Source organism: Streptomyces sp. NPDC004788 (assembly GCF_053601115.1).
Genome location: NZ_JBSGBF010000043.1, coordinates 15,157 through 36,748 on the forward strand (window position 1 = coordinate 15,157; position 21,592 = coordinate 36,748).

Here is a 21,592-nt window from a genome sequence, read left to right on the forward strand (position 1 = left end):
CGCGGCGAAGCCACACCGGTGCCGCCTGCCGGCGGACCCGCGCCGCTGCCGCGTGACCGTGGAGCCCCGCCGTCCGACGACCGCCTCGCCGTCGCCGAGCGCGCCCGGCTCGTCGTGCGGGCGGCGCCCGTCAGTCAGCGGGAGTTCGCCGGGCGCGTCGGGATGGCGGCCACCGCCCTGTCCAAGGCGCTGAACGGGAGCCGGCGGCTCGCCGAGCACGAGCTGGCAGCCATCGCGCGCGTCGGCAAGGTGTCCGTACGGTATCTGCGGACCGGACAGGGCCGCCCGCCCGGAACCGGGGCGGACGCGCGGCGGCGGGCCGACGCGGTGGATCCGGATGTGCGGCGGGCGCAGATCCTGGAGGTCACGGCGCGGCTGATCGCGCGGCGCGGGTTCCATCGGGTACGGGTCGCCGACATCGCCCGGGCCTGCGGGACGAGCACGGGCACGATCCACTATCACTTCCCGGCCAAGGGCGACGCCCTGCGCGCGGCCCTGTTGCATTGCGCCGAGCGGCTGCACCGGCGCCTGGAGGCGGAGTTCCGGGGCGCCGGGGACGCGCGGGAGAGGCTGCGGCGGCTGATCGAGGTGCAGCTGATCACCGCGGACGAGGACCACGACGAGTGGTCGGTGTGGGTGCAGTCCTGGACCGAGGCGATCCTCGACCCCGCGCTCCGCGAAGGGCAGCGCGTCGTCTACGCCCGCTGGCGGCAGACGGTGCTCGACCTGGTGCGGGCCTGTCAGGCCGAGGGCCTGGGCGCGGACGCCGACGCGGAGGCGCTGACCAGCCGGTTCACCGGGCTGGTCGACGGACTGGCGATCCAGGTCCTGGCCGGGACGGCGGAGATGCCGGCGGCGCGCATGCGCGAGCTGCTGCTCGACGCCTTCGAACCCCACATCTCGCTCCGCGCTCCCCGGGAGGGGATGCTGGAGCCATGAGCGACGAAATCGAAGGCGCGGCCGAGGAGTTCGCGCGCGGAGTGGAGTGGATACGGCAGCAGGTGTGGGCCGTCGCCACGGCGGTCGCGCCCGGTGTCGTACCGCACGTGGAGGAGCGGACCGACGACCGCTACACCGTGTACGGGCACGTGGGGAAGCGGTTCTCGCTGGTGCTGACGCTGCCCGAGCTGCCGTACGAGCCCGCGGCCGCGACGGCCGGCGAGGTGTTCCGTACGGCGGGCTGGCGCACCGAGGAGCGCGGAGGCGCCGGCGAGCGGCCGCTGTTGACGGCGCGGAACGGCGAGTTCGAGGCGGGCGTCGGCTCGGCGGGGACCGCGCTGCGGATCTCGGGAGGGACGCCGGTGGTGTGGCTCCACGCGCGCTGGGTGCGTCCGCCCCGGGTGGCCTCGGCCGAGACGCTGCCGCCCGGGTACCGGCTGTGCGTGATGTGCGAGGGCTGGGGCTCGTGCCGGGAGTGCGAGGGGCTGGGGTTCGTGGACGGGCGCCGGTGCGAGGAGTGCGGGCTCGGGATGGACTGCTGGGACTGCAGGGGCACGGGGCTGGAGCGCGTACCGGAGGCGGACGCGGGCGCCGGCACCGGAGGCTGACGGGGCGCCGGGCCATAGGGGACGCGGGGCCTGCCGGGGCGCAACGCCGCGTTGGACGCGGACGCCGGCACCGGAGCCTGACGCGGGCGCCGTGCGACGGCCCCGTACGCCGCGGGACCCGCTCCCGGTTCTCGCGGCCTACGGGCCTGTTCCCCGGGCCGAACGCCGGGACGGCGTACAGCGCGCACCGCCGGCGCTCAGGCGACCGCTCCCTCCGCCACCTCCTCCGTCGTGGGCTTCGGCGCGCGGCCGAGGGACCGGATGGCGGGCACGCCCAGCATCGCGCCGAGCAGGACGACGGACACGGCCGAGGAGAAGAGCAGCACCCGGTCGGCGCCGAAGGCCGCGGCGGCCGGGCCGGCGAGGGCGCGGCCGACGGGGATGACCATGATGGAGCCGGCGACGTCGTAGGCCGAGACGCGGCTCAGGACGGGCAGCGGGATGTGGGACTGGACGCTGGTCGCCCACATCACGCCCCAGAAGGCGAAACCGCAGCCGGCCAGGACGCCGGTGACGGCGGTGGCGGTGAAGTTCCAGCCGAGCGCGGGCGCGAGCGGGTTGAGCGCGAAGAAGAACATGGCGCAGGCGCCCGCGACGAGCGGGCGGCGCGGCCGCACCCGCATGCCGAGGAGGCCGCCGATGATGGTGCCGGCGCCGTCGGCGGAGGCGATCCAGCCGTAGCCGGACGCGCCGTGCTGTTCGGTGAGCAGGGCCGCGCCGAGCGGCAGGGCCGGGCCGAACACGAACAGGCCGTAGACGGCCCACAGGGCGATGACGCTCCACAGCCAGCTCCGGGCGCGGAACTCGTGCCACCCGGTGGCGAGCCGGCGCCAGATCGGGTCGTCGCTCTCGTCGCGTACGGTGGCGAGCCGGCGCAGGGGCGCCAGGCCGATCGCGCTGAGGGCGTAGGCGGCCGCGATCACCACGTACGAGCCGGACACCTGCCAGTACGCGACGAGGAAGCCGGCGAGGCCGGGGCCGATGAGGGCGCTCATCGCCTCGGAGACGCGCAGCAGGGCGTTGGCACGCTGGATGTCCTCGGCGACCTGCGGGACGATGCTCGCCAGGCCGGGCTGGAACATGGCGGTCGCGGCGCCGCTGACCGCCATCAGCGCCATGATCTGCCACAACCGCGCATGGGAGGAGCCGGTCCCCGCGCCCGCGTCGTACAGGAGCGCGGCCATCGCGAGCATGGCGAGCATCCGCACCACGTCGGCGCCGACCATCATGACCTGCGGGGTGAAGCGGTCGGCGAGCACGCCGCCGAAGAGGACGAGCAGGACGATCGGCGCCATCCACGCGGCGAGCGCATAGCCGACTCCCCCGGCTCCGTAGCCGGCGCCGAGGACGGCGGTGGTGAGGGAGACCATCAGCATGCCGTCGGCGAGGAGCGAGGTGCTGCGGGCGGTGAAGAAGAGCCGGAAGCGGCCGGAGCTCCAGGGGCTGGGGAGCCGGTCCGCCGTCCCCGAAGTCGTACCCGTCGTGTCGTCGTCGGTCGTCATGTCGCATCGGCCGCTTCCCGGCCGGTCCCTTCCGTCAGAATCCGCTGGGTGAGCCATGCGTCGGTGCGGGCCGTTCCCGCCCCCGTCGCCGTGCCGGTGCCCGTCCCCGTCCCCGTCTCCGTGCCCTCCGGCGGGTCCGCGACGATCACGTACCGCCGTGGGGCGAGCACGCCGGGCCGGCCGGGCAGCGCGGCCATCAGCGCGCTGTGGGCCTCGGCCGGGGTGAGCGGCTCGGTGCCGGCGGCCACGTACGCGACGAGCGTCCCGTCCGCGTCCACGCGGGCGTGGGCGGGCCGGCCGCCGAGGGCGCGGCTCAGGGTGTCGGCCACGGCGGGCGGCGAGACCCAACAGCCGTCCACGCGTGCCCAGTCGGCGCCGCGTTCGGCCGGCCGGACACCGGTGACCTCGGTGAGCGAGCCGAGCGGCACGTCGCCGTCGGCGGCCGCCTCCAGGAGCCGGACGAGCCCGGTGGCGAGGTCCTCCGCCTGTTCGCGGGTGAAGAGCGCGGGGTCGGTCCAGGTGGCGAGGCGGAGCACGGGGGCCGTCTCATGGACGAAGGTGAGCACGCGGCTGGGCAGGGTCTGGGCCGGGCCCCAGGTCAGTTCCAGGTCGGGCGCGGTGGTGTCCGGGGGCGCGGCGCCGGCGAGGGTCGCGGGCAGCGCGCTGATGTCGTTGAAGACGATGTCGCGGGCGAAGTGGCTGCCGCGTTCCCGGGTGACCCGGCCGATCATGTCCCAGAGGCGGAGCGCGTCGAACTGGCTGTGCCGGTACGCCTTGAGGGCCGCGCCCCAGGCCTTGCGCAGCAGCGCGTCGAAGGACGGCGCCGCCTGGATGTCGAGGGAGAGCAGCGCGTCCTGGGAGAGCGGTGCGACGGTGCGGGCGAGGCGGGACTGGAAGCGGTTGGCGGTCGGCACGGCGGCGACGCAGACGGGCTGGCCGGCCCGGTGGGCGACGAGCGCGCACCAGGCGGTGAGCAGCGCGGTGGACGGCAGGGCACCGGTGCGAGCGGCGACCTCGGCGAGGGCCCGGGCGCCGCGCCGGGAGCGGAGGGTGAGGCAGGGCGCCCGGGTCTCGGCGCCGTGTGCGTCGGGTTCGGCGAACATCGCCTGGGGTCCGGTGCGCAGGATCCGTTCCCAGTGCGCCAGCGACGCCTCGGACTTGCGCAGTCCGGCCGGGCTCGTCTCCTCGGCGGCGAGGCCGAGCGGCGTGAGGGCGGTCGGGGTGATGGCGGTCGGGTCGGGGAGTTTCTCGCCGCCGAGAAGGGTGAGCCATTCCTCGCGGAGGAGGGCGAGGGCGCTGCCGTCGGTCGCCGCGTGGCTGGCGGCGAGGGCGAGGTGCCGGGGTGCGCCGGCCCGGCTGACGACGGCGACGCGGAGCGGGAAGTCGCGGTCCAGACGGAAGCGGGTGTCGCGGGCGGCGCGGGCCAGCACCTCGGCGTACCGGCCGGCCTCCGGGGGCAGCTCGTCGTGGTCGAGGACGGTGACCGTGAACGTGCCCTCGGCCGCGACCACTTGTTCCTGCGGGGCGGCGCCGGGGGCGTGCGGGAAGGTGGTGCGCAGCGCCTCGTGGCGGTCGACGAGGGTGCGCAGGGCGTCGAGCGCGTCCTCGGTGCTCGCGCCGGCGGGGACGGGCCACACGTCGTGGATGTTGATCTGGCCGGGTTCGTCGCGGAGCATGCAGCGGATCATGTTGGCCTGTCCCATGGTGAGCGGACCGCGCCGCTCCTCGCCGCGGCCGCGGGCGCCGGTGTGGCCGTCGTCGCGGCCGTAGCCGAGCGTGACCGTCGCCGGGCGAGGGGCCTTCGGCGGGGTGCGGCGGGCGTGCGCGGTCAGGGCGGCCCAGGCGTCGACGAGCCGGGCGAAGTCCGTCATGTCGGCGCGCGCCTCGGCGAGGAGCCGGGCGCGCTGCGAGGCGAACAGGTCGGCGGCTTCGGCGTACCGGCCGCCGAGCGTCCGGTAGCAGCGGTCGAGGACGTCGAGCCGCCCGGTGTTGCCGGGCTCCGCGTCGAGGTCGGCGGCGTCTCGTGCATACGTGGCGATGTCGGCGGCCCGGACGTGACCGCGCTCGTCGAGGAGCCGGTCGCCCGCCTCCGTCAGGCGTGCGTACACGTCCTCGAAGTGGGCGGTGGACAGCAGGTACTTGGCGAACCGCCACTGGTAGGCGAGGAATCCCTCGCCCGAACGCCGTTCCTTCGTGTGGTAGTTGACGATGTGCCGGTTGTGCAGCACGCCGGGCAGCCGGGCGTCGTGGACGAGGTGGAGGAGGAAGTAGTCGCTGCCGATGGTGTCGGTGGCCGGCGGCAGCGGCACGCGTCCGTAGACCTCGCGGTCGAGGGCGATGTTGCACATGTCGACGCGGGTGGGGCTGACGTGGGTGAGGGTGGTGCGGTCGGCGGTGAACGGGGCGGTGCCGGCGCCGCGGAAGGCCTCGTCGATCAGGTGGCGGCGCCAGATCTCCGGATGCCGGTGGGGTACGGACAGGCCGATGACCTCGCGGTAGACCGCGGGGTCGAGGCGCCGGATCTCCTCGACGTCCACGGACATCTCGCCGACGAAGGAGCCGCCGACCAGGGCCACCGGGCGGTGCGCGGACGCGGGGTCGAGCCGGCTGCGGGTGACGAGGCCGGCGACGTCCTCGGCGGGCCGGCCGAGGGCCGTGAGTTCGTGGTGGATCGGGAAGACGGGCCGGCCGTCCGTGCGCTGGTAGCGGCTGTCGGAGTCACGGCGGTGCACGGACGAGCAGCCGAGGGCCTCGGCGAGGAGGAAGGCGCGGTTGGTGCAGGCGCCGTAGGACACCGCCGACGGCAGCATGAGCTCCAGGATCCGCTCCGGCTCGGGGACCCCGGCGCCGTCGGTCACCTCGCGCAGGAAGCGTCGTTGTTCCGCCTCGTCGAGATGGTGGACGACCACGCCGGGGGCCGGTTGCAGGGCCGCCACGGCCGCCCGGTGCCGGGTGCGCGAGGGCGCGTCGGAGGAGTCCAGGATCAGCAGGTGCACCTCGACGCCGAAGTGCCGGGCACCGTACGCCGCCTCCTCGGCGACGGCGGCGATCGTCTCCGTGCAGGCGCGGTGGGTGGGGAGGGTCAGGCAGACGCGGCGCACCCGGGCTCCTCGGTCCAGGAGGCGAGCCCGAGCAGGCGGGCGCCGAGGTCGGTGAGTTCGGCCGTGGCGTACCGCTTGGACTCGTGCAGGACCGGGTCGCCGACCAGGGTGCGGTTCCAGCGCGGGGTGCGCAGATGACGCCAGGACTCGACGCGGGAGCGGCGCAGCCGCTCGTGTTCTTCGAGTGCGGGCATCATGGACAGGTACTGCACGGCCCGCACGCCGCTCTGGGAGACGTTCCGGGCGACGCCGTGGGCGAGGAGCCCGTTCCAGATGAGCAGGTCGCCGGGGTGCAGCTCGGGCCGGACGACGGGCAGCTCCCGCCGGTCCAGGTCGGGCCGGAGCGGGTCGCGGTCGCCGGGCTGGCCGGTCTTCCACTCCTCGAAGGTGCGGAAGAGCTCGGGGCAGCACTGGAAGCCGCCGGTCTCCGGCCGGGTGTCGTTGAGCGCGATGATGCCCTGGACCCGCTGCGGCGGCACGCCGAGGGTGGTGTCGATGTCCCAGTGCAGCTCGATGTCGAAGCCGCGCTCGGTGGGTTCGATCAGGGCGCGGTCGCGGTTGCGCACATTGGGCGGGTTGAGGTTGAGCCGGTCGAGGGTCACCCACAGCTCCTCGCAGTCCCACACGTCGACGAACGCGTCGTAGACGCGCTGTGTCTGGCGGCTGTCCCAGAGCAGCTGGTGGTGGTACGCCTCGACGAAGCCGTAGACGTGCAGCTGCCGGTCGAGCTGGTTGCGGAACGGGCGGTCCGCGTACCAGCCCTCCGGCCGGTCCGGGTCGAGCCCCTGGAACTCCCAGGTGAAGTCCAGGAGTTCGCGTGCGGCGGCGGCGGGGATCGCCTCGCGGACGATGACGTGGCCGTACGTCTGCCAGTGGGCGAAGTCCTCCTCCGAGAGCACGCGCAGCGGCCGCGACTTGGTGAGCTCGCGCAGGGTGCTCTGGGCGAGGTAGGACTCGCCGTCCGCGCTGAAGTACGGGCGTTCCGAGGCGGCGCGGTGGAGGTACGGGCGGGGGCGCGGGCGCGGGCCGGCTGCGGGCGTCGTCATCGGGTCCCTCCAAGCGGGTGACGCACTGATGACCGCCACAATTGGTGTAGACCATACACGCTGTCAAGTGACCCCCCGATATGCGGCGCGTCCACGTCGAGCCGCCAAGGCGCCTTCACCCGGCGCCAGTTGCGTGTCCGACAGAGTTCATCAGATTGGTCTAGACAATGTCCGGGAAGCTGGCCTACTGTCCCCCCGAACGCAGGGAAGCGCGCCACCGCGGCGCATGCCGAGAGGGGACGGATTCCTTGAGCACATCCGGCAGCACGGCCCTGCCCGACGGCGGCCTGAAGAGCCCCGGTGCGGGCCTGATCACCCTCGACCCGGTCCGTACGGCGCTGCTGCGCGGGCTCGACGAGCTGCTCACCGGCCTCGCGGCGCGGCTCTCCGCGCCCGAGGTGATCGGCCCGCCGCTGCTCTCCGTGGCCGGGCTCGCCCGCCTCGACTACTTCCGCAACTTCCCGCATCTCGGCGTGTCGGCCGGCCGGTTCACCCCCGAGGCGCTCGACGGTCTCGCGGCCGGCGCGCCGCCCGCCGGCCTGCCCCTGGAGCCGACCGGACACCTGCTGCCCTCCGCCACCTGCTACGGACTGCTGCTCTCCCTGGAGGGCCGGGACGTCGGCGAGGACGGACTGCGGCTCTCCGCGACCGGCCGCTGCTTCCGCAACGAGACCCATTACGACGGGCTGCGCCGGCTGTGGGGATTCCACATGCGCGAGGTCCTGTACCTCGGCACCAAGCAGGGCGCGCTCGACCACCTCGCGCGCGGCGCCGAGTTCGTCGAGGAGGCGGCCGGGCGGCTCGGTCTCGCGCTCACCCGGGCGGCGGCCGACGACCCGTTCTACGACCGGGGCGGCTCGCGGGCCCGGCTGATGGCGCTCGACCCGGTCAAGCACGAGTTCAGCGCCCCCGACGGCACCGCCATCGCCTCCGTCAACCGGCACCGCAACTTCTTCGGCGAGCGGCTCGACATCCGCGCGGGCTCCCACGGCCCCGCGTACAGCGCCTGCGTCGCCTTCGGCCTCGAACGCTGGGTGCACGCGATGGTCCTCGCCCACGGCGGCCCCGAGCAGGCACTCGACCGGCTGCGCGCCGCGACCTCGGCCTCGGCCTCGACCCCGACCGGGCCCCCCACGACGGCCACGACGGCCACGACCGCGACGACGACCACGACCGCGACCTGACCCGTCTCACGTACCGAACAGTTCCACGCACCACAAGGAGGGGAACCGCCCCATGGACCGTGTCGCCGCCTGGCTCCACGAGAAGAACCCCGGCCTCGACGGGCCGATCGACGCCGACGAGGACCTCATCGAGGCCCGGCTCATCGACTCCATGGACTTCCTGGAGTTCATCGACCTCCTGGAGGAGCTCTCCGGCAGCTCCATCGACCTGGAGGAGGTCACGATCGACGACTTCCGCACGCTCGGTCGCGTACAGGAACGCTTCCTCAGCGCCGCCGGGTGACGGGAGCGGACGCCGCCGGAGCGGCCGGGGTGGCGGCGGTGGCGACCACCGACGAGGTGCTGGCGAGGCCGGAGCTCACCGAGGCCCTGCTCGCCCCCTGGGAACGCGCGCGCCTGGCCCGGATCCGGCTGCCCGGGCGCCGCGCCGACGTCCTCGCGGCCCGTCTGCTGCTCCGGCTGTGCGCCGCCCGCGTCACCGGACGGGCGCCCGGCGCGGTGGCGCTCGCCCAGCACTGCGCCGCGTGCGGCCGGGACGGCCACGGCCGCCCGTACCTCCCCGGGCTCCCGGACCTCGGCGTCAGCCTGAGCCATGCCGACGGTCTGGCCGCGGCTGCCGCGAGCCCGGGCTCCGTCGGCATCGACACCGAGCCCCGCACCCGCCGCCCCGGCCCGCTCCCGGTGCTCCGGCGGCTGCTGCCCGAGCCGGCCGTCCGCGCGGCCGCCGGCGCACCGGACCCCGGCCTCGCGCTGCTCCGGCTGTGGGTGCGCCACGAGGCCCTGTTCAAGGCCGGGCGGCACGAGGGTGGGGCCCGCCTCCTGGAGCGGACGGACCCGCGGCGCGGGGCCGTGACCGCGGTGGCGAGCACCGCGCCGGTCACCTGGGTCCGGGCGGACTCGCTGTAGGAGGCCCGTCCTGCTCGTCCCGCCGCCCCTCCTGCCACCGCCCCTCGGCCCGTTGCGGCTCGTCCTGCTCACCTTCGTCCCGTTGCCGCTCGGCCTCGCCCCACCACTCCTCACCCCGTTGTCGCTCGCCCCACTGTCCGTCGCCCCGTTGCCCGTCGCCCCGTTGCCCCTCGTCCCACCACTCCTCGCCCCGTTGTCGCTCGTCCTGCTGCCGCTCGTCCTGCTGTCCCTCGCCCCACCACGCCTCGTCCTGCCGCCCCTCGCCCTGCAGCCCCTCGTCCGGCTGTCCCTCGCCTCCTTGCCGCTCGTCCCGTTGCCGGTAGAGCAGGCAGGAGGCGACCACGACCAGCGGCCACACGGACTGGAGGCAGACCACGGCGCGTTCGGCGACGCCGGCCGCGCCGTGGCGGACCGTCTCCAGGAGGAACCAGCCGGCGCCGATGGTCATCACCGTGGTGACGGCGACGGACGGGACGGGGCGCAGGCCCCAGGGCGCGGCGCTGTTGCCGGCGGCGGCCAGTATCGGCCAGACCGCGAGGAGGGCGAAGCCGACGGCGGCTGCGGAGCCGTGCCGGAGGGAGCCTCCGCTGAGCGGGGGCGGGAGCAGCGCGATCACCAGCGCGACCGCGCCGCCGCCCGCGAGGGCGAGCCGGCCGGCGGGCCGCGCCGCGCGCAGTCCCCAGGCGGTGACCACATGACAGAGACCGAGGCCGAAGAGGGCACTGGTCATGACCCAGAAACCGGCGGCACCGTACGCCGTGAGCACGCTGATCGTCTGGGTGACGGGGTTGTAGGCGGGCCCCTCCAACGCACCCGCCGCCGTCCAGCCGCCGACCGTGATCACGGGAGCGGCCCCTGACGAGATCAGAGCCCAGCGAGGAACAGATCGCATCGAACCACCCTAATCCGATGATCTCCGACATGCAGTGACGGCACGGCGAGCCGTGGGCACGCGCTTGCCCGCCGGTGCGCGGGTGCCGCGGGGGCGACGTATTCTCGGGCCCGGCACGGGCGGCGAGGGACGGGAAGAGGTCGGACGAGTGGCGCAGAAGAAGAGGGCCGGTGCGGATCCGGCGGCCGCGGCCGCCGAGGAGCCGCAGGCGGCGACGCCGGTACCGGCTCCGGCGACGGCCGCCGGTCCGGCCTCGCTCAGCGCGCGGGCGCGCGAGGAGGTGCTGCAGCGGATCGTCGACCGGCGGTACGCGCAGGGGGCCCGGCTCGTCGAGCGCGAGGTCGCCGAGGAGCTGAACATGTCCCGCGTCCCGGTGCGCGAGGCGCTGCGCGCGCTGGTCGCGGAGGGACTGCTCGAACTGCTCCCGCACAGCGGGGTGCGGGTGCGGCGCCTGGAGCGTGCCGACGTGGAGCATCTGTACGAGGTGTGGGAGCCGCTCGCGGTCCAGGCCTCGCGGCTCGCGGCGCGGGCGGCGGCGGCCGGGGACACGGCCGGGCTCGCCGCGCTGGAGGCGGCGTTGAAGCAGGCGGAGTCGGCCGCGGCGGCGGACGAGGGGCCGCGCGAGGTGGCCGCGCACACGGCGTTCCACGACCAGGTCGTGGCCATGGCGCACAACCCGCTCCTCGCGCGCACGATGGAGCAGCTGAGCTGGCAGCTGCGGCTGCTGTTCGGGCTCCGCGCGGAGCCCCAGCACATGCGGGCCCAGCACGCCGAGATGCACCGGCACATCGCGGCCGGCGACGCGGAGGCGGCTGCGGCCGGCACGTTGCTGCACGTGCGCGACAGCAGGGCGGTCGCGCTGCGCACGCTCTTCGGCCCGGACGACGACGAGAGCTGAGCCGCGTCCAGCCCTCGCCGGTCTCGCCGAGGACCCCGACCCGGTCCTGGCCGAGCGCGGCCGCACCTTCCTGCCGATCCTGAAGCGGGCGGTGCGCGCCGCGTACGAGCTCGGCGTCCCGCTCGCCGCCGGCACCGACTCCTCCGGAGGGATCGTCGACCCGATCGGCCGCGAGGTGGAGCTGATGCGCTCCGCGGGCCGGCCGGCACTGGACGCGATCCGCACCGCGACGACCGGCGCCGCCCGGCTGCTCGGCCTGGAGCCACGGTGGGCCGGCTCGCGCGCGGCTTCGCGGGCGACGCGATCCTCCTGGACGGCGACCCGCTGGCCGACGTCTCCGTGCTGACGCGCCCGGTGCGCGTGGTGCGGGCCGGCATCGCGCTCTGATCCGGGCTCCCCACGCCCGAGCTCTCAGCCTCTCGCGCGGGTGAGCACCTCGCCCCAGGTCGTGGCGGACATGCCGCAGCGCGACCCGGGGGTGCACGGCGGCGTGGGCGTGGCCCGCGACGGCGAGTTCCCCGCCCGACCAAGGGCGAAGAGCGAACGCCCCCGCCCCGTGGCAGGGGCGGGGGCGCACGCCTCGGGGCGCTACTGGCGCGGCGGGTCCTCCGGGGGCCTCTGGTCGGCGCCCAGCTGCTCCTTGAGCTTGTCCTGGGCGGTGTCGACCTGGCCGCTGTACTTGCTCTGCGTCCTCGCGTCGAAGGCGTCGCCGGCCTTGTCGACGCCCTGGCCCGCCTTGTCCTCATGCCCCTTGAGCATCTGCTTGAGCTTGTCCATCACGGACATCGCTGCCCTCCTCGGGTGGCCCCCCTCGTCCCGTACAGCATCCCGGAACCGCCCACGGGCCGCATCCGCAGGCGCCCGAGAAGGGCCCCGCTCCGGATCAGACGAGGACGACGGGGGTGCCGATCAGTTCGACGCCCTCCTCCTTCAGCTCCGCCATGGCCCGCTCGGTGGTCTCCGCGGTGACGCCCACCGTGTGGTCGAGCAGCACCCGCACCTCGAAGCCCGCCCGCACGCCGCCCAGGGCTGTCGCCTTCACGCAGTGGTCGGTGCCGATCCCGACGACGTCCACCGCGTCGACGTCCCGCCCCCGCAGCCACTCGGCGAGCCCGACGCCGCCGCCGCTCTCCCCCTCGAAGCCGCTCTTCGACGCGGAGTAGGCGCCCTTGAAGAACACCTCGTCGACCGCGCCCGAGGCGACGACCTCCTCGAAGTCGGGGTGGAACTCGGCGCCCTCGCTGCCGGCCAGACAGTGCGGGGGGAACGAGTCCTCGAAGTCGGGTTCGGCGGAGAAGTGGCCGCCGGGATCGATGTGGTGGTCCCGGGTGGCCACCACCCGCCGGTACGTCCCGCCCGCCTGCTCCCGGACCAACTCCGCGAGTGCCCGCGCCAGTTCCGTGGCGCCCTTCACCGGCAGGTCGCCGCCCTCGCAGAACTCCTTCTGCACATCGACGACGATCAACGCTCGGCCCGCCATCGGACCTCCTTACTCCGTCGCAATCCTGGAAATCGTGGACATCATGGAAATCTGCCGAAATCCACCACGTGAACCGACTGGCGGCCGGTGCGACACGGCACGGTGGGTGATCTTCACCCGCAGGGTGGTGCGACGCCGCCCGGGAGAGGGAGGAACTCGTCCGACCGGGGGGTGACGCAGTGGGCTTCGGCTCCGACCGTGGTCGGACGCGGGGCGCCGACGGGGCGCCGTAGCGTCCTGGGCATGTCCAAGTTCACCCGGGCGGCCGCTGCCGCCCTCCTCGCCTGCGCGGTCGCGTTACCGGCCACCGCCCTGCCCGCCGCCGCGGCCACTCCCGCGCCGGCCGCCGCCCTCTCCCCTCAGGCCGGCCCGGCCGCCGCCCTCCAACTGCCCGCTCCCACCGGCAAGTACGGCGTGGGCGCCTCCGTCCTCCATCTCGTCGACCGCTCCCGGCGCGACCCGTACGTGCCCACGGCGGAGGCGCGGGAGCTCATGGTGACCGTCCACTATCCGGCGGCCCGTACGGCGCGGGGCGGCGCGCCCGTGCCGTACGCGACGGAGGAGGAGGCCCGGCTGGTCCTGGAAGGCGTGGAGAAGACCGATCCGGCCGACGTCCGCGCGCTGGCCGGCCTGAACACGTACAGCGCGAAGGACGTGCGGCCCGCGCCCGGCCGGCATCCGCTCGTGGTGCTCTCGCCCGGCTTCGGGGTGCCCCGGTTCCTGCTCACGGGCCTCGCCACCGACCTCGCCTCGCGCGGCTACGTCGTCGCGTCCGTCGACCACGCCTACGAGAACTCCGGCATGTCCGTGCCGGGCGGGCCGGCCCTGACCTGCGTGGCCTGTACGCAGATGCACGACGGGAAGATCAAGGGCGCCGACGTCACGGCCGTGCGGGCGGCGGACGTGCGCTTCCTCCTGGACCGGCTGACCGGGCCGCGGGCCGTCGCCACCTGGCCGTACGCGCGGACCATCGACCCGACCCGGATCGGCATGGCCGGGCACTCGATCGGCGGCGCGGCCGCCGCCACCGCCATGATCGCGGACCGGCGGATCGACGCCGGGGTGAACATGGACGGCGCCTTCTGGGACACCCTTCCGGCCGGCGGTCTCGGCGGGCGGGCGTTCATGTTCCTGGGCACCGACGACGAGATGCACCGGCCGGGCGGCGTCGACACCAGCTGGGACACCACCTGGAAGGCGCTCGACGGCTACAAGCGCTGGCTGACGGTGTCCGGCGCCAACCACTTCACCTTCACCGACGCGCCGGTGCTGCTGCGCGGCCTCGACGTGCCGGACGAGGGCGCCACCATTCCGGCCGACCGGGCGCTCGCGGTGACCCGCGCCTATCTCGCGGCCTTCTTCGACGAGCGGCTGCGCGGCCGGCCGCAGCCGCTGCTGACCGGGCCGAGCCCGCTCCACCCCGAGGTCCACTTCAACAACCCGTAGGAAGACACGCGTCCGGACGCGCCCGAGTGCTGCTCGGGCGCGTCCGGTCCGGCGCGTCCGCTCAGGCGCGTCCGGCCGCCTTCTGGCTGCGCCGCGACAGCGAGTCGACGACGACCGCGGCGAGCAGCACCGCTCCGGTGATCATGAACTGGACGGCGTTGCTGACGCCCATGATGTTCATGCCGGACTGGATGGAGCCGATCACCAGGGCGCCGAGCAGCGCGGACCACACCGAGCCCCGGCCGCCGAAGAGGCTCGTGCCGCCGATGACGGCCGCGGCGATGACGTTCATCAGGAGGTTGCCGCCGCCGGACGTCTGGCTCGCGGACTGGATCTGGCCGGCCAGGAAGATGCCGCCGATCGCGGCCATGGTGCCGGCGATGGTGAAGACGCTCATCCGGACGAAGGGCACGCTGATGCCGGCCCGGCGGGCGCCCTCGATGTTGCCGCCGACCGCGAAGATCTGCCGGCCGTATCCGGTGCGGCGCAGCACGAAGTCGAGCACCACGAGCAGGATCAGGAAGATCAGCAGGGCGAGCGGCAGCCCCTGGTACTGGTTGAGGATGTACGCGGTGACGAAGGCGATGGCCGCGATGACGACCGTACGCAGCACGATCTCGGCGACCGGCCGGAAGGGCACCCGGGCCGCCTGCCGGCGCTTGGCGTCCAGGAGCGAGGCGAGCAGGAAGAGCCCGACGCCGACGCCCGCGACGATGTAGGCGGTGGCCGCGCTGTGGAAGATGGTCGAGTAGAGCTTGGCGACGACGCTGTCGGAGGGGATGTTGACGGTGCCGTTGGCGCCGAGCACCTGGAGCATGAGGCCGTTCCAGAACAGGTTGCCCGCGAGGGTGACGACGAAGGCGGGCACCCCGACTTTGGCGAAGAAGAACCCCTGGATGAGACCGACGGCCGCGCCGCCCGCGATCGCGACGAGCAGCGCCAGCCACTGGTTCATGCCGTTGAGCACGTTGAGCACGGCGAAGATGGCGGCGCACAGTCCGCTGACCGAGCCGACGGACAGGTCGATCTCGCCGAGCAGCAGCACGAAGACGATGCCGACGGCGATCATCCCGGTGCCGACGATCTGCTGGCTCAGGTCGGAGAGGTTCTGCGCGGACAGGAAGGTGCTGTTGAGGCTGCCGAACACCGTCCAGATGATGATCAGGGCGACGACGACGGGCAGCGAGCCGAGTTCGCCGCTGCGCAGCTTGCGCCGGAACTCGTTGAGGTAGCCGCGGACGCCTTCCTCCCGGACGATCAGCCGGCTGTCGACGGCGGGTACGGCGTCGGGCGCGGGGGCCGGGGGCGTGGTGCCCTGGGGGCGGTCGCTCCCGCCCGCGTTCGGGTCGCGGCTCATGGCAACTCCTCCCCGCGCGCCTCCCGCTCCTCGCGCATGCGGGCCTGACGCCGGGTCACGGCGCTCTCGGTGGCCCCGGTGATGGCGGAGATGATCTCTTCGGTGGTGGTGGAGCGTTTGTCGAAGAAGCCGTTGTTGCGGCCCAGTCGCAGCACGGCGATCCGGTCCGCGACGGCCATCACGTCCACCATGTTGTGGCTGATGAGAATGGTCCCCAGGCCGTGCCCACGGAGCCGTTCGACGAGGTCGAGGACCTCGGCGGTCTGCTCGACACCGAGGGCGGCGGTGGGCTCGTCGAGGAGGACGACCTTGGGATCGCCGATGAGGGAGCGGGCGATCGCCACCGTCTGCCGCTGGCCGCCGGACAGCGACGCCACGGGGATGCGGACGCTGGGGATGCGGATGGACAGGGTGTGGAGCAGTTCGCGGGAGCGCTGCTCCATGCGGACCTCGTCGAGCACTCCGAAGCGGCGCAGTTCCCGTCCGAGGAAGAGATTGCCGACGACGTCGAGGTTGTCGCAGAGCGCGAGGTCCTGGTAGACGGTCGCGATGCCGAGGTTCTGGGCGTCGTGGGGCCGGTTGATCGAGACCCGCCGGCCCTGCCATTCGATGACGCCCTCGTCGGGCGGGTTGACCCCGGCGATCGCCTTGATGGCGGTCGATTTCCCGGCGCCGTTGTCACCGACGAGTGCGACGACCTCGCCGGCGCTCACGTCCAGGTCGAAGCCCGACAGGGCCTGGACCGCGCCGAACCGTTTGGAGATTCCCCGTAGTGACAGCACAGGTGCTTCCGGCACAGCGACCGCCTCCGACCCTGCCAGGCCCGTTCCCGGGCGGTTACTGCAGACCGGCCTGCTTGCACGCGGCCTGGTACGTCGGCGTGCAGATCTCGTCGACGGTGTAGAGGCCGCCCTTGACGACGGTGTCGCCGATGTTGTTCTTGTGGACGACGATCGGGGTCAGCAGGTTGGCCGGGACCTTGTCGCCACTGCCGTTGGTGACGGTGAGCGGGGCGAGGTCCTTGGGGAGCGGCTTGCCCTGGGCGAAGTCGACGGCCATCGTGGCGGCAATGTCGGCCTCGGGCTTGTACGGCTTCATCACCGTGATGGTCTGAGTGCCGATCAGGATGCGCTGGATGGCGTCGAGTTGGGCGTCCTGTCCGGTGAGCGGCACGTGCAGTCCGGCCGCCTGGAGGGCGGTGGAGATGCCGGCGGCCAGGCCGTCGTTGGCGGAGTAGACACCGATGATCTTGCCCTTGCCGAGGGCCGCGATGGCACCGGACATCTGCTGGTTGGCATTGTTCGGGTCCCAGTTCGGGGTGTCGTACTCCTTGCCGATCGTCACCTTGCCGTCGAGGACGGAGTGCGCTCCGGCCTTGAACTCGGCCGCGTTCGGGTCGGTCGGCGAGCCGTTGTGCATCACGATCACGCCGGACTTGGCCTTGGAGCCGAGCGCGGCGAGCAGCGCCTTGCCCTGCAGCTCGCCGACCTTGTGGTTGTCGTACGAGACGTAGGAGTCGACCGGTCCCTGGGCGAGGCGGTCGTAGGAGACGACCTTCACGCCGGCGGCGTGCGCCTTGTCCACGGAGGACTGGATGGACTTGGCGTCCACGGCGTCCAGGATGAGCACCTTGTCGCCCTTGGCGAGCGCGGTGTTGACCTGCTGTTGCTGGGTCGTCGCGCTCTCGGCCGCGTTGTAGTAGTCGACCGTGGCGCCGGGTGCCAGCTGCTGGATCTTCTGCTCGATGTAGGGCTTGTCGAACTTCTCGTACCGGGTGGTCTTGCTCTCCGGGAGCAGCAGGCCGATCTTCACGTCGCTGCTCTTCGCGGCCTGGGGCTTGGAATCGGCCGAACACCCGGTCACCATGCCGACCGAGAGAAGCGCGGTTCCCGCGAGAGCGATCGCCGCTCGCAATGTACGGGTCATGGCAGGCTCCTTCCGCGCGCCCTGGATTCCTCCACCGCGGGGCTGCGGAAACCGCGGGCCGCGGGAGCGTCGGCGCACTCATGGCCTCTGTATCGACAGTAGCCCCAACCCGTGGCGCCTTCCATTCGCAGCCGTTCCGCGGCACCGCGCCCGCGCCGTTTCGCGGCGCCGCGCCCGGCGGGAGCGCGACGCCGCGAAGCCGTGGAGGCGGGATCAGCCCGCGACGCGGGCCATCCACGCCTCGACCTCGTCGGAGGTGCGGGGCAGGGCCGCCGACAGGTTCTCGTGGCCGTCCTCCGTGACGAGCAGGTCGTCCTCGATGCGGACGCCGATGCCGCGCCACTCCTCGGGCACGGTCAGGTCGTCGGCCTGGAAGTAGAGGCCGGGCTCGACGGTGAGCACCATGCCGGGCACGAGCGGCCCGTCCACGTACTCCTCGTTGCGGGCCTCGGCGCAGTCGTGGACGTCGAGGCCGAGCATGTGGCCGGTGCCGGCCATGGTGAAGCGGCGCTGCAGGCCGAGTTCGTAGGCGCGCTCGGCGGGGCCCTCGATGAAGCCCCACTCGACGAGCTTCTCGGTCAGGACGCGCTGGGCGGCCTCGTGGAAGTCGCGGTAGGCGGCGCCCGGCTTCACACAGGCCATGCCGGCCTCCTGGGCCTCGTACACCGCGTCGTACACCTTGCGCTGCACGGGCGTGAAGGTGCCGCTGATGGGGAGGGTGCGGGTGACGTCGGCGGTGTAGAGGGTGCGGCCCTCGACGCCGGCGTCGAAGAGGAGCAGCTCGCCGGGGCGGACCGGGCCGTCGTTGTCGGTCCAGTGCATGATCGTGGCGTGCGGGCCGGCCGCGCAGATCGTGCCGTAGCCGACGTGGTTGCCCTCCACCCGGGCGCGACGGAAGAAGGTGCCCTCGATCCAGCGCTCGGAGGTGGCGACGGCGCGGGACAGCTCGGCGACGGCGTCGGTGAAGCCGCGCACGGTGGCGTCGACGGCCTTGCGCATCTCGCCGATCTCCCAGGCGTCCTTGACGAGCCGGAGCTCGCTCAGGGCCTCTTCGAGCTCGTCGTCGCGCTCCTCGTCGGTGGTGAGGGCGGCCTCCAGGACCGGGTCGACGCCGCGGACGACGCGGGTGGGGACGCCGGTGACGGCGGCCAGGTCGGCGGCGGCGGTGCGGACGTCGCGGCAGGGCAGGCCGAGGACCTTCTCGGACTCGGCGAGGGAGCGGCGGCGGCCCATCCACAGCTCGGCGGTGTAGCCGAGCCAGAACTCGTCGGTGTCGCGGCCGTCGCGCGGCAGCTGGTAGCAGTACGCGTCGTGGCCGCCGTCGGGGCGGGGCTCCAGGACGAGCGCGCCGTCGCGGGCGAGGTCGCCGGTCATGTGCACATAGGCCGAGTGGGGCCGGAACGGGTAGGGATCGTCGTTGGAGCGGGTCTTGAGGTTGCCCGAGGGGATCACCAGGCGCTCGCCCGGGAAGCGGGCGGAGAGCGCCTCGCGGCGGGCGGCCGCGTAGGGGGCCTGCTCGTCGGCGGTGAGGTCGTGCCGCTCGGTGTCCGCCCAGCCGGTGCGCATCAGCGCGGACAGTTCCTCGGAGATCCCGCTGTACAGCCCGTTCTTCCGGCCCTTGGCCACGTCGTTCCCCATTCGTCCGGTGGGTGTGGGTGCCGCCGGGGGCCCGGCGGCTGCCTGGACGGTAGTACCGGGCGGGGGCGACCGGGGCCAAGGAGTGCCAGTGGCACTGATCGGCCATCCCGAGCCCGCCGGGGCCGGGATAATGCGGGTATGACGCATGCGAAGCTCCGCGAGGCGCTGCGGCTCCTGGGTGTCGGGGAGGCCGCGGGCCGGGTCTATCTGACGCTGCTCGACCTGGCCCCCGCGCCGCTCGGCGCGGTCGGTTCGGCCGCCGGTCTGTCCGGGGCGGAGCTGGCCGCCGCGTACGGGGAGCTGGTCGACGCCGGCCTGGCCAGCAGCGCGGGCGGCGACGGCGAGCTGGTGGCGCCGGTGCCGCCGGCGGCGGGCCTGGAGGTGCTCGCCCGGCACCGGGCGGCGGAGCTGGAGGAGTCGCGGATCGCGGTCGGCGGCGCCTTCGAGTCGTTCCGCCGGCACCGGCTCGCCGCGTACAACGACGACCTGGTGGAGGTCGTCACCGGGGAGGCGATAGGGCCGCGGATGCGGCGCGCGTGGGCGAGCGCGCGCGAGCAGATCCGCCAGTTCGAGTCGCCGCCGTACGTCCCCGTGCCCGGGGCCACGGAGGACGCGCTGGCCACGCTGGCGCGCGGGGTGCGGCAGCGGGTCGTGTACGCGCGGGAGGCCCTCGAACACCCCGGGCATCTGAAGGACGTCATCGAACCGTGCCTGGAGGCGGGCGAGCAGGCCCGGGTGCTGCCGTCGGTGCCGGTGAAGCTGCTGATCATCGACGAGGCGTTCGCGCTGGTGTCGCTGTCGATCCGGGAGGCGGACGTCGTCAACACGATGCTGGTGGTGCAGCCGTGCGGGCTGCTCTCCGCGCTCGTGGCGCTCTTCGAGCAGTCCTGGAACGCCGCCCTGCCGCTGCACGGCCACGCCGCGCGCCCGGGCGGCCTCGAACCCACCGACCGGCGGCTGCTCCGGCTGCTCGCGGGCGGCGCGGGCGACGAGGTCATCGCACGCGAACTCGGCGTCAGCAGGCGGACGTTGTTCCGCCGGCTGCAGATCCTGATGGCGCGGCTCGGCGCGGCCAACCGCTTCCAGCTGGCGCTGCAGGCGCAGCGGGCCGGCTGGTTGTGAAGCGGGGGCGGCTGGTCGGACCGCCCCCGACCCCGCGCCCTGCCGGGAACCTGCACATTGTGTACGTGACTTGAACCGCGCCTCCGCGACCGTCCCCGGGTCCGGCACACGGCCGGGCGCCCGTTGCCGGATTTCACCCCGGTTCGTCCGGCCGGAGCGCGGGTGGGACGGAATCTGTTACCCGTTCCTGCGGAGAAGCTGTCGCCGTTCCGTGAAACATGCCGCACAGCAGGTCGCGCGAGCTGCACGAAGAACGCTGAATACACGTCAACAGAATTGGCTCGGGCAGCCGTTCGCATGCTTTGATCTGCGGCGCCGCGGTAATTCGGATTCCCCCCACTGAGTGAAAGGTGCGCTTCCATGCGTAACGACATCGAGACCCGTGTGATCGACGACGCCGAGCTCGACGCCGTCTCCGGCGGTCTCATCAGCGTCAACGGCGGTCTCGTCGGCGCCGTGACCGGCGACGTCAACACCGTCCTCGGCACCGTCGGCGGCCTGCAGACCGTCGCCGCCGCCGAGGGTCTCGTGAACGGCGTCCCGGGCCTGGTCCAGAACATCGCCGGTGTGCACGTGAACGCCGGCCTCGGCGTCGCGGGTCTCTGACCGATGCGCGGCCGTGCGCCCCGGGGCTTTTCCGGCCCCGGGGCGCACGCCCCACGGACCGGCCGGGAATGCAGTCGAAGGAATAGTCCATGCAATTTCGCCAAAAGGCGCTTTCCAAGCTGCAGTCTCCCGAAGAACTCGATCTCCCGGTGCGTTTCGCCCGCCCCCAGGGGCGACTCGTCCTCGTGGTCACCGTCCTCGTGATGGCGGCCGCCGGGTACTGGGCGTTCACCGGCACGGTCACGTCCAAGCTGACCGCGCCCGGGATCCTCGCCCACGCCGAGGGCCGCTATCTGCTGCAGAGTCCGGTCGCCGGACAGGTGACCGAGGTCCTCGTCGCCGAGGGCGCCACCGTCTCCGCCGGGCAGCCCCTCGTCGTCGTCCGCACCGAGCGGGGCGACCAGAAGGTGCGCGCGCTCGCCGCCGGACGGCTGACCGCGCTCTACGCGCGCACCGGCGCCGTCGTGCCCACCGGTGCCGACGTGGCGACCGTCGAACGCGCCACCGGCCCGCACGATCCCCTCGTCGCCGTCCTCTACGTCCCCGGCGGCGACACCTCCGCGCTGCGCAAGGGGGCCCGCGTGGACCTCACCGTCACCTCCGTGGCCCGCGACAAGTACGGCGTGCTGCGCGGCACGGTCGCCGAGGTGGGCCGCGCGCCGCAGACGAAGGCGCAGATCGGCGGCTTCCTCGGCGACGACGGGCTCGCCGCCGCGTTCACCCGCCAGGGCAACCCGGTCGCCGTGCTCGTCGCCCTGGACCGCTCCTCCGCCACCGCCTCCGGATACGCCTGGTCCTCGGCCGAGGGCCCGCCGTACGCCGTCGAGTCGGGCACGCCCGTCAGCGGCTCGGTCCACCTCTCCTCGCAACGTCCCGTCGACTGGCTGCTCCCGTGAACCCGCCCTCCTCCGTCTCCCCCGCCTCCAACCCGCGCAGGAAGA

19 protein-coding genes and 3 pseudogenes are annotated in these 21,592 nt (G+C 73.7%); 11 read left to right on the forward strand and 11 right to left on the reverse strand.

Translation table 11 applies throughout. The features are described from left to right. The first annotated feature begins 18 nt into the window (after positions 1-18). Together ACWEJX_RS20180 and ACWEJX_RS20185 are read left to right on the forward strand one after the other, a co-directional pair. Positions 19-939 carry a TetR family transcriptional regulator C-terminal domain-containing protein gene (locus ACWEJX_RS20180; RefSeq protein WP_451608797.1) on the forward strand — a complete coding sequence of 307 codons (921 nt, stop codon included), beginning with the start codon at positions 19-21 and terminating at the stop codon, positions 937-939. Beyond that, on the forward strand, positions 936-1,547 hold the full coding sequence (locus tag ACWEJX_RS20185; RefSeq protein WP_451608798.1) for a hypothetical protein: 612 nt from the start codon (positions 936-938) through the stop codon (positions 1,545-1,547). Before ACWEJX_RS20180 ends, ACWEJX_RS20185 begins: the two co-directional genes overlap by 4 nt. A gap of 197 nt (positions 1,548-1,744) precedes the next feature. Here ACWEJX_RS20185 and ACWEJX_RS20190 read toward each other — a convergent pair whose 3' ends face one another. The 4 genes and pseudogenes from ACWEJX_RS20190 to ACWEJX_RS20205 form a co-directional block, all read right to left on the reverse strand. Next, on the reverse strand, positions 1,745-3,049 hold the full coding sequence (locus ACWEJX_RS20190) for an MFS transporter (protein WP_451608799.1): 1,305 nt from the start codon (positions 3,047-3,049) through the stop codon (positions 1,745-1,747). Further along, positions 3,046-4,881 carry a condensation domain-containing protein gene (locus tag ACWEJX_RS20195; RefSeq protein WP_451608831.1) on the reverse strand — a complete coding sequence of 612 codons (1,836 nt, stop codon included), beginning with the start codon at positions 4,879-4,881 and terminating at the stop codon, positions 3,046-3,048. Before ACWEJX_RS20195 ends, ACWEJX_RS20190 begins: the two co-directional genes overlap by 4 nt. Then, positions 4,867-6,150 (reverse strand): annotated as a pseudogene (locus tag ACWEJX_RS20200) (DUF6271 family protein); the annotation flags it as partial. The pseudogene ACWEJX_RS20200 and the gene ACWEJX_RS20195, both read right to left, overlap by 15 nt. Then, positions 6,132-7,196: a phytanoyl-CoA dioxygenase family protein gene (locus ACWEJX_RS20205; protein ID WP_451608800.1), complete on the reverse strand. Its 1,065-nt coding sequence runs from the start codon at positions 7,194-7,196 to the stop codon at positions 6,132-6,134. The gene ACWEJX_RS20205 and the pseudogene ACWEJX_RS20200, both read right to left, overlap by 19 nt. Before the next feature lie 248 nt (positions 7,197-7,444). Here ACWEJX_RS20205 and ACWEJX_RS20210 point away from each other — a divergent pair, with 248 nt between their 5' ends. Genes ACWEJX_RS20210 through ACWEJX_RS20220 form a run of 3 tightly spaced genes read left to right on the forward strand, consistent with a single transcriptional unit; the run spans position 7,445 to position 9,286 of the window. Next, complete coding sequence (locus tag ACWEJX_RS20210; protein ID WP_451608801.1) at positions 7,445-8,380, forward strand: hypothetical protein; 936 nt, start codon at positions 7,445-7,447, stop codon at positions 8,378-8,380. Between the two features lie 52 nt (positions 8,381-8,432). Beyond that, complete coding sequence (locus tag ACWEJX_RS20215) at positions 8,433-8,663, forward strand: acyl carrier protein (protein WP_451608802.1); 231 nt, start codon at positions 8,433-8,435, stop codon at positions 8,661-8,663. Then, a complete protein-coding gene (locus tag ACWEJX_RS20220) occupies positions 8,660-9,286 on the forward strand; it encodes a 4'-phosphopantetheinyl transferase family protein (RefSeq protein WP_451608803.1) in 627 nt (208 codons plus the stop codon). Before ACWEJX_RS20215 ends, ACWEJX_RS20220 begins: the two co-directional genes overlap by 4 nt. A 310-nt stretch (positions 9,287-9,596) precedes the next feature. Here the strand turns inward: ACWEJX_RS20220 and ACWEJX_RS20225 are convergent. Beyond that, a pseudogene (locus tag ACWEJX_RS20225) lies at positions 9,597-10,178 on the reverse strand (DUF998 domain-containing protein); the annotation flags it as partial. 148 nt (positions 10,179-10,326) lie between these two features. On the opposite strand from ACWEJX_RS20225, the gene ACWEJX_RS20230 reads away from it, so the two are divergent. Beyond that, positions 10,327-11,076 carry a GntR family transcriptional regulator gene (locus ACWEJX_RS20230; RefSeq protein WP_451608804.1) on the forward strand — a complete coding sequence of 250 codons (750 nt, stop codon included), beginning with the start codon at positions 10,327-10,329 and terminating at the stop codon, positions 11,074-11,076. Positions 11,077-11,086: 10 nt separating this feature from the next. After that, positions 11,087-11,463 (forward strand): annotated as a pseudogene (locus ACWEJX_RS20235) (amidohydrolase family protein); the annotation flags it as partial. A 201-nt stretch (positions 11,464-11,664) separates the two neighbouring features. On the opposite strand, the gene ACWEJX_RS20240 reads toward ACWEJX_RS20235, so the two are convergent. Together ACWEJX_RS20240 and ACWEJX_RS20245 are read right to left on the reverse strand one after the other, a co-directional pair. Beyond that, positions 11,665-11,862 (reverse strand): antitoxin, encoded by a 198-nt coding sequence (locus ACWEJX_RS20240; protein WP_451608805.1) that lies wholly within the window; start codon positions 11,860-11,862, stop codon positions 11,665-11,667. A 97-nt stretch (positions 11,863-11,959) separates the two neighbouring features. Further along, on the reverse strand, positions 11,960-12,556 hold the full coding sequence (locus tag ACWEJX_RS20245; RefSeq protein WP_451608806.1) for an isochorismatase family protein: 597 nt from the start codon (positions 12,554-12,556) through the stop codon (positions 11,960-11,962). Positions 12,557-12,799: 243 nt separating this feature from the next. Between ACWEJX_RS20245 and ACWEJX_RS20250 the strand changes: the two genes are divergently transcribed. Then, positions 12,800-14,002 (forward strand): alpha/beta hydrolase family protein, encoded by a 1,203-nt coding sequence (locus ACWEJX_RS20250; RefSeq protein WP_451608807.1) that lies wholly within the window; start codon positions 12,800-12,802, stop codon positions 14,000-14,002. A 61-nt stretch (positions 14,003-14,063) separates the two neighbouring features. Here the strand turns inward: ACWEJX_RS20250 and ACWEJX_RS20255 are convergent, their stop codons facing one another. From ACWEJX_RS20255 to ACWEJX_RS20270, 4 genes are all read right to left on the reverse strand, one after another. Continuing rightward, entirely contained in the window at positions 14,064-15,359 is a 1,296-nt protein-coding gene (locus ACWEJX_RS20255) for a sugar ABC transporter permease (protein WP_451608808.1), read from the reverse strand. Further along, the gene (locus ACWEJX_RS20260; RefSeq protein ID WP_451608809.1) at positions 15,356-16,156 is read right to left on the reverse strand and encodes an ATP-binding cassette domain-containing protein; all 801 of its coding nucleotides are present in this window, start codon (positions 16,154-16,156) and stop codon (positions 15,356-15,358) included. The genes ACWEJX_RS20255 and ACWEJX_RS20260 overlap by 4 nt, the downstream gene beginning before the upstream one ends. Before the next feature lie 40 nt (positions 16,157-16,196). Beyond that, positions 16,197-17,285 (reverse strand): substrate-binding domain-containing protein, encoded by a 1,089-nt coding sequence (locus ACWEJX_RS20265; RefSeq protein WP_451608810.1) that lies wholly within the window; start codon positions 17,283-17,285, stop codon positions 16,197-16,199. Positions 17,286-17,498: 213 nt separating this feature from the next. Further along, on the reverse strand, positions 17,499-18,923 hold the full coding sequence (locus tag ACWEJX_RS20270; protein WP_451608811.1) for an aminopeptidase P family protein: 1,425 nt from the start codon (positions 18,921-18,923) through the stop codon (positions 17,499-17,501). A gap of 138 nt (positions 18,924-19,061) precedes the next feature. On the opposite strand from ACWEJX_RS20270, the gene ACWEJX_RS20275 reads away from it, so the two are divergent. The 3 genes from ACWEJX_RS20275 (at position 19,062) to ACWEJX_RS20285 (ending at position 21,547) form a co-directional block, all read left to right on the forward strand. Next, the gene (locus tag ACWEJX_RS20275; protein ID WP_451608812.1) at positions 19,062-20,045 is read left to right on the forward strand and encodes a LuxR family transcriptional regulator; all 984 of its coding nucleotides are present in this window, start codon (positions 19,062-19,064) and stop codon (positions 20,043-20,045) included. Positions 20,046-20,405: 360 nt separating this feature from the next. Beyond that, positions 20,406-20,651, forward strand: coding sequence for a hypothetical protein (locus ACWEJX_RS20280; protein ID WP_451608813.1), 246 nt, complete (start codon positions 20,406-20,408; stop codon positions 20,649-20,651). 89 nt (positions 20,652-20,740) lie between these two features. Continuing rightward, positions 20,741-21,547: an HlyD family efflux transporter periplasmic adaptor subunit gene (locus ACWEJX_RS20285; RefSeq protein ID WP_451608814.1), complete on the forward strand. Its 807-nt coding sequence runs from the start codon at positions 20,741-20,743 to the stop codon at positions 21,545-21,547. Positions 21,548-21,592 lie beyond the last annotated feature (45 nt).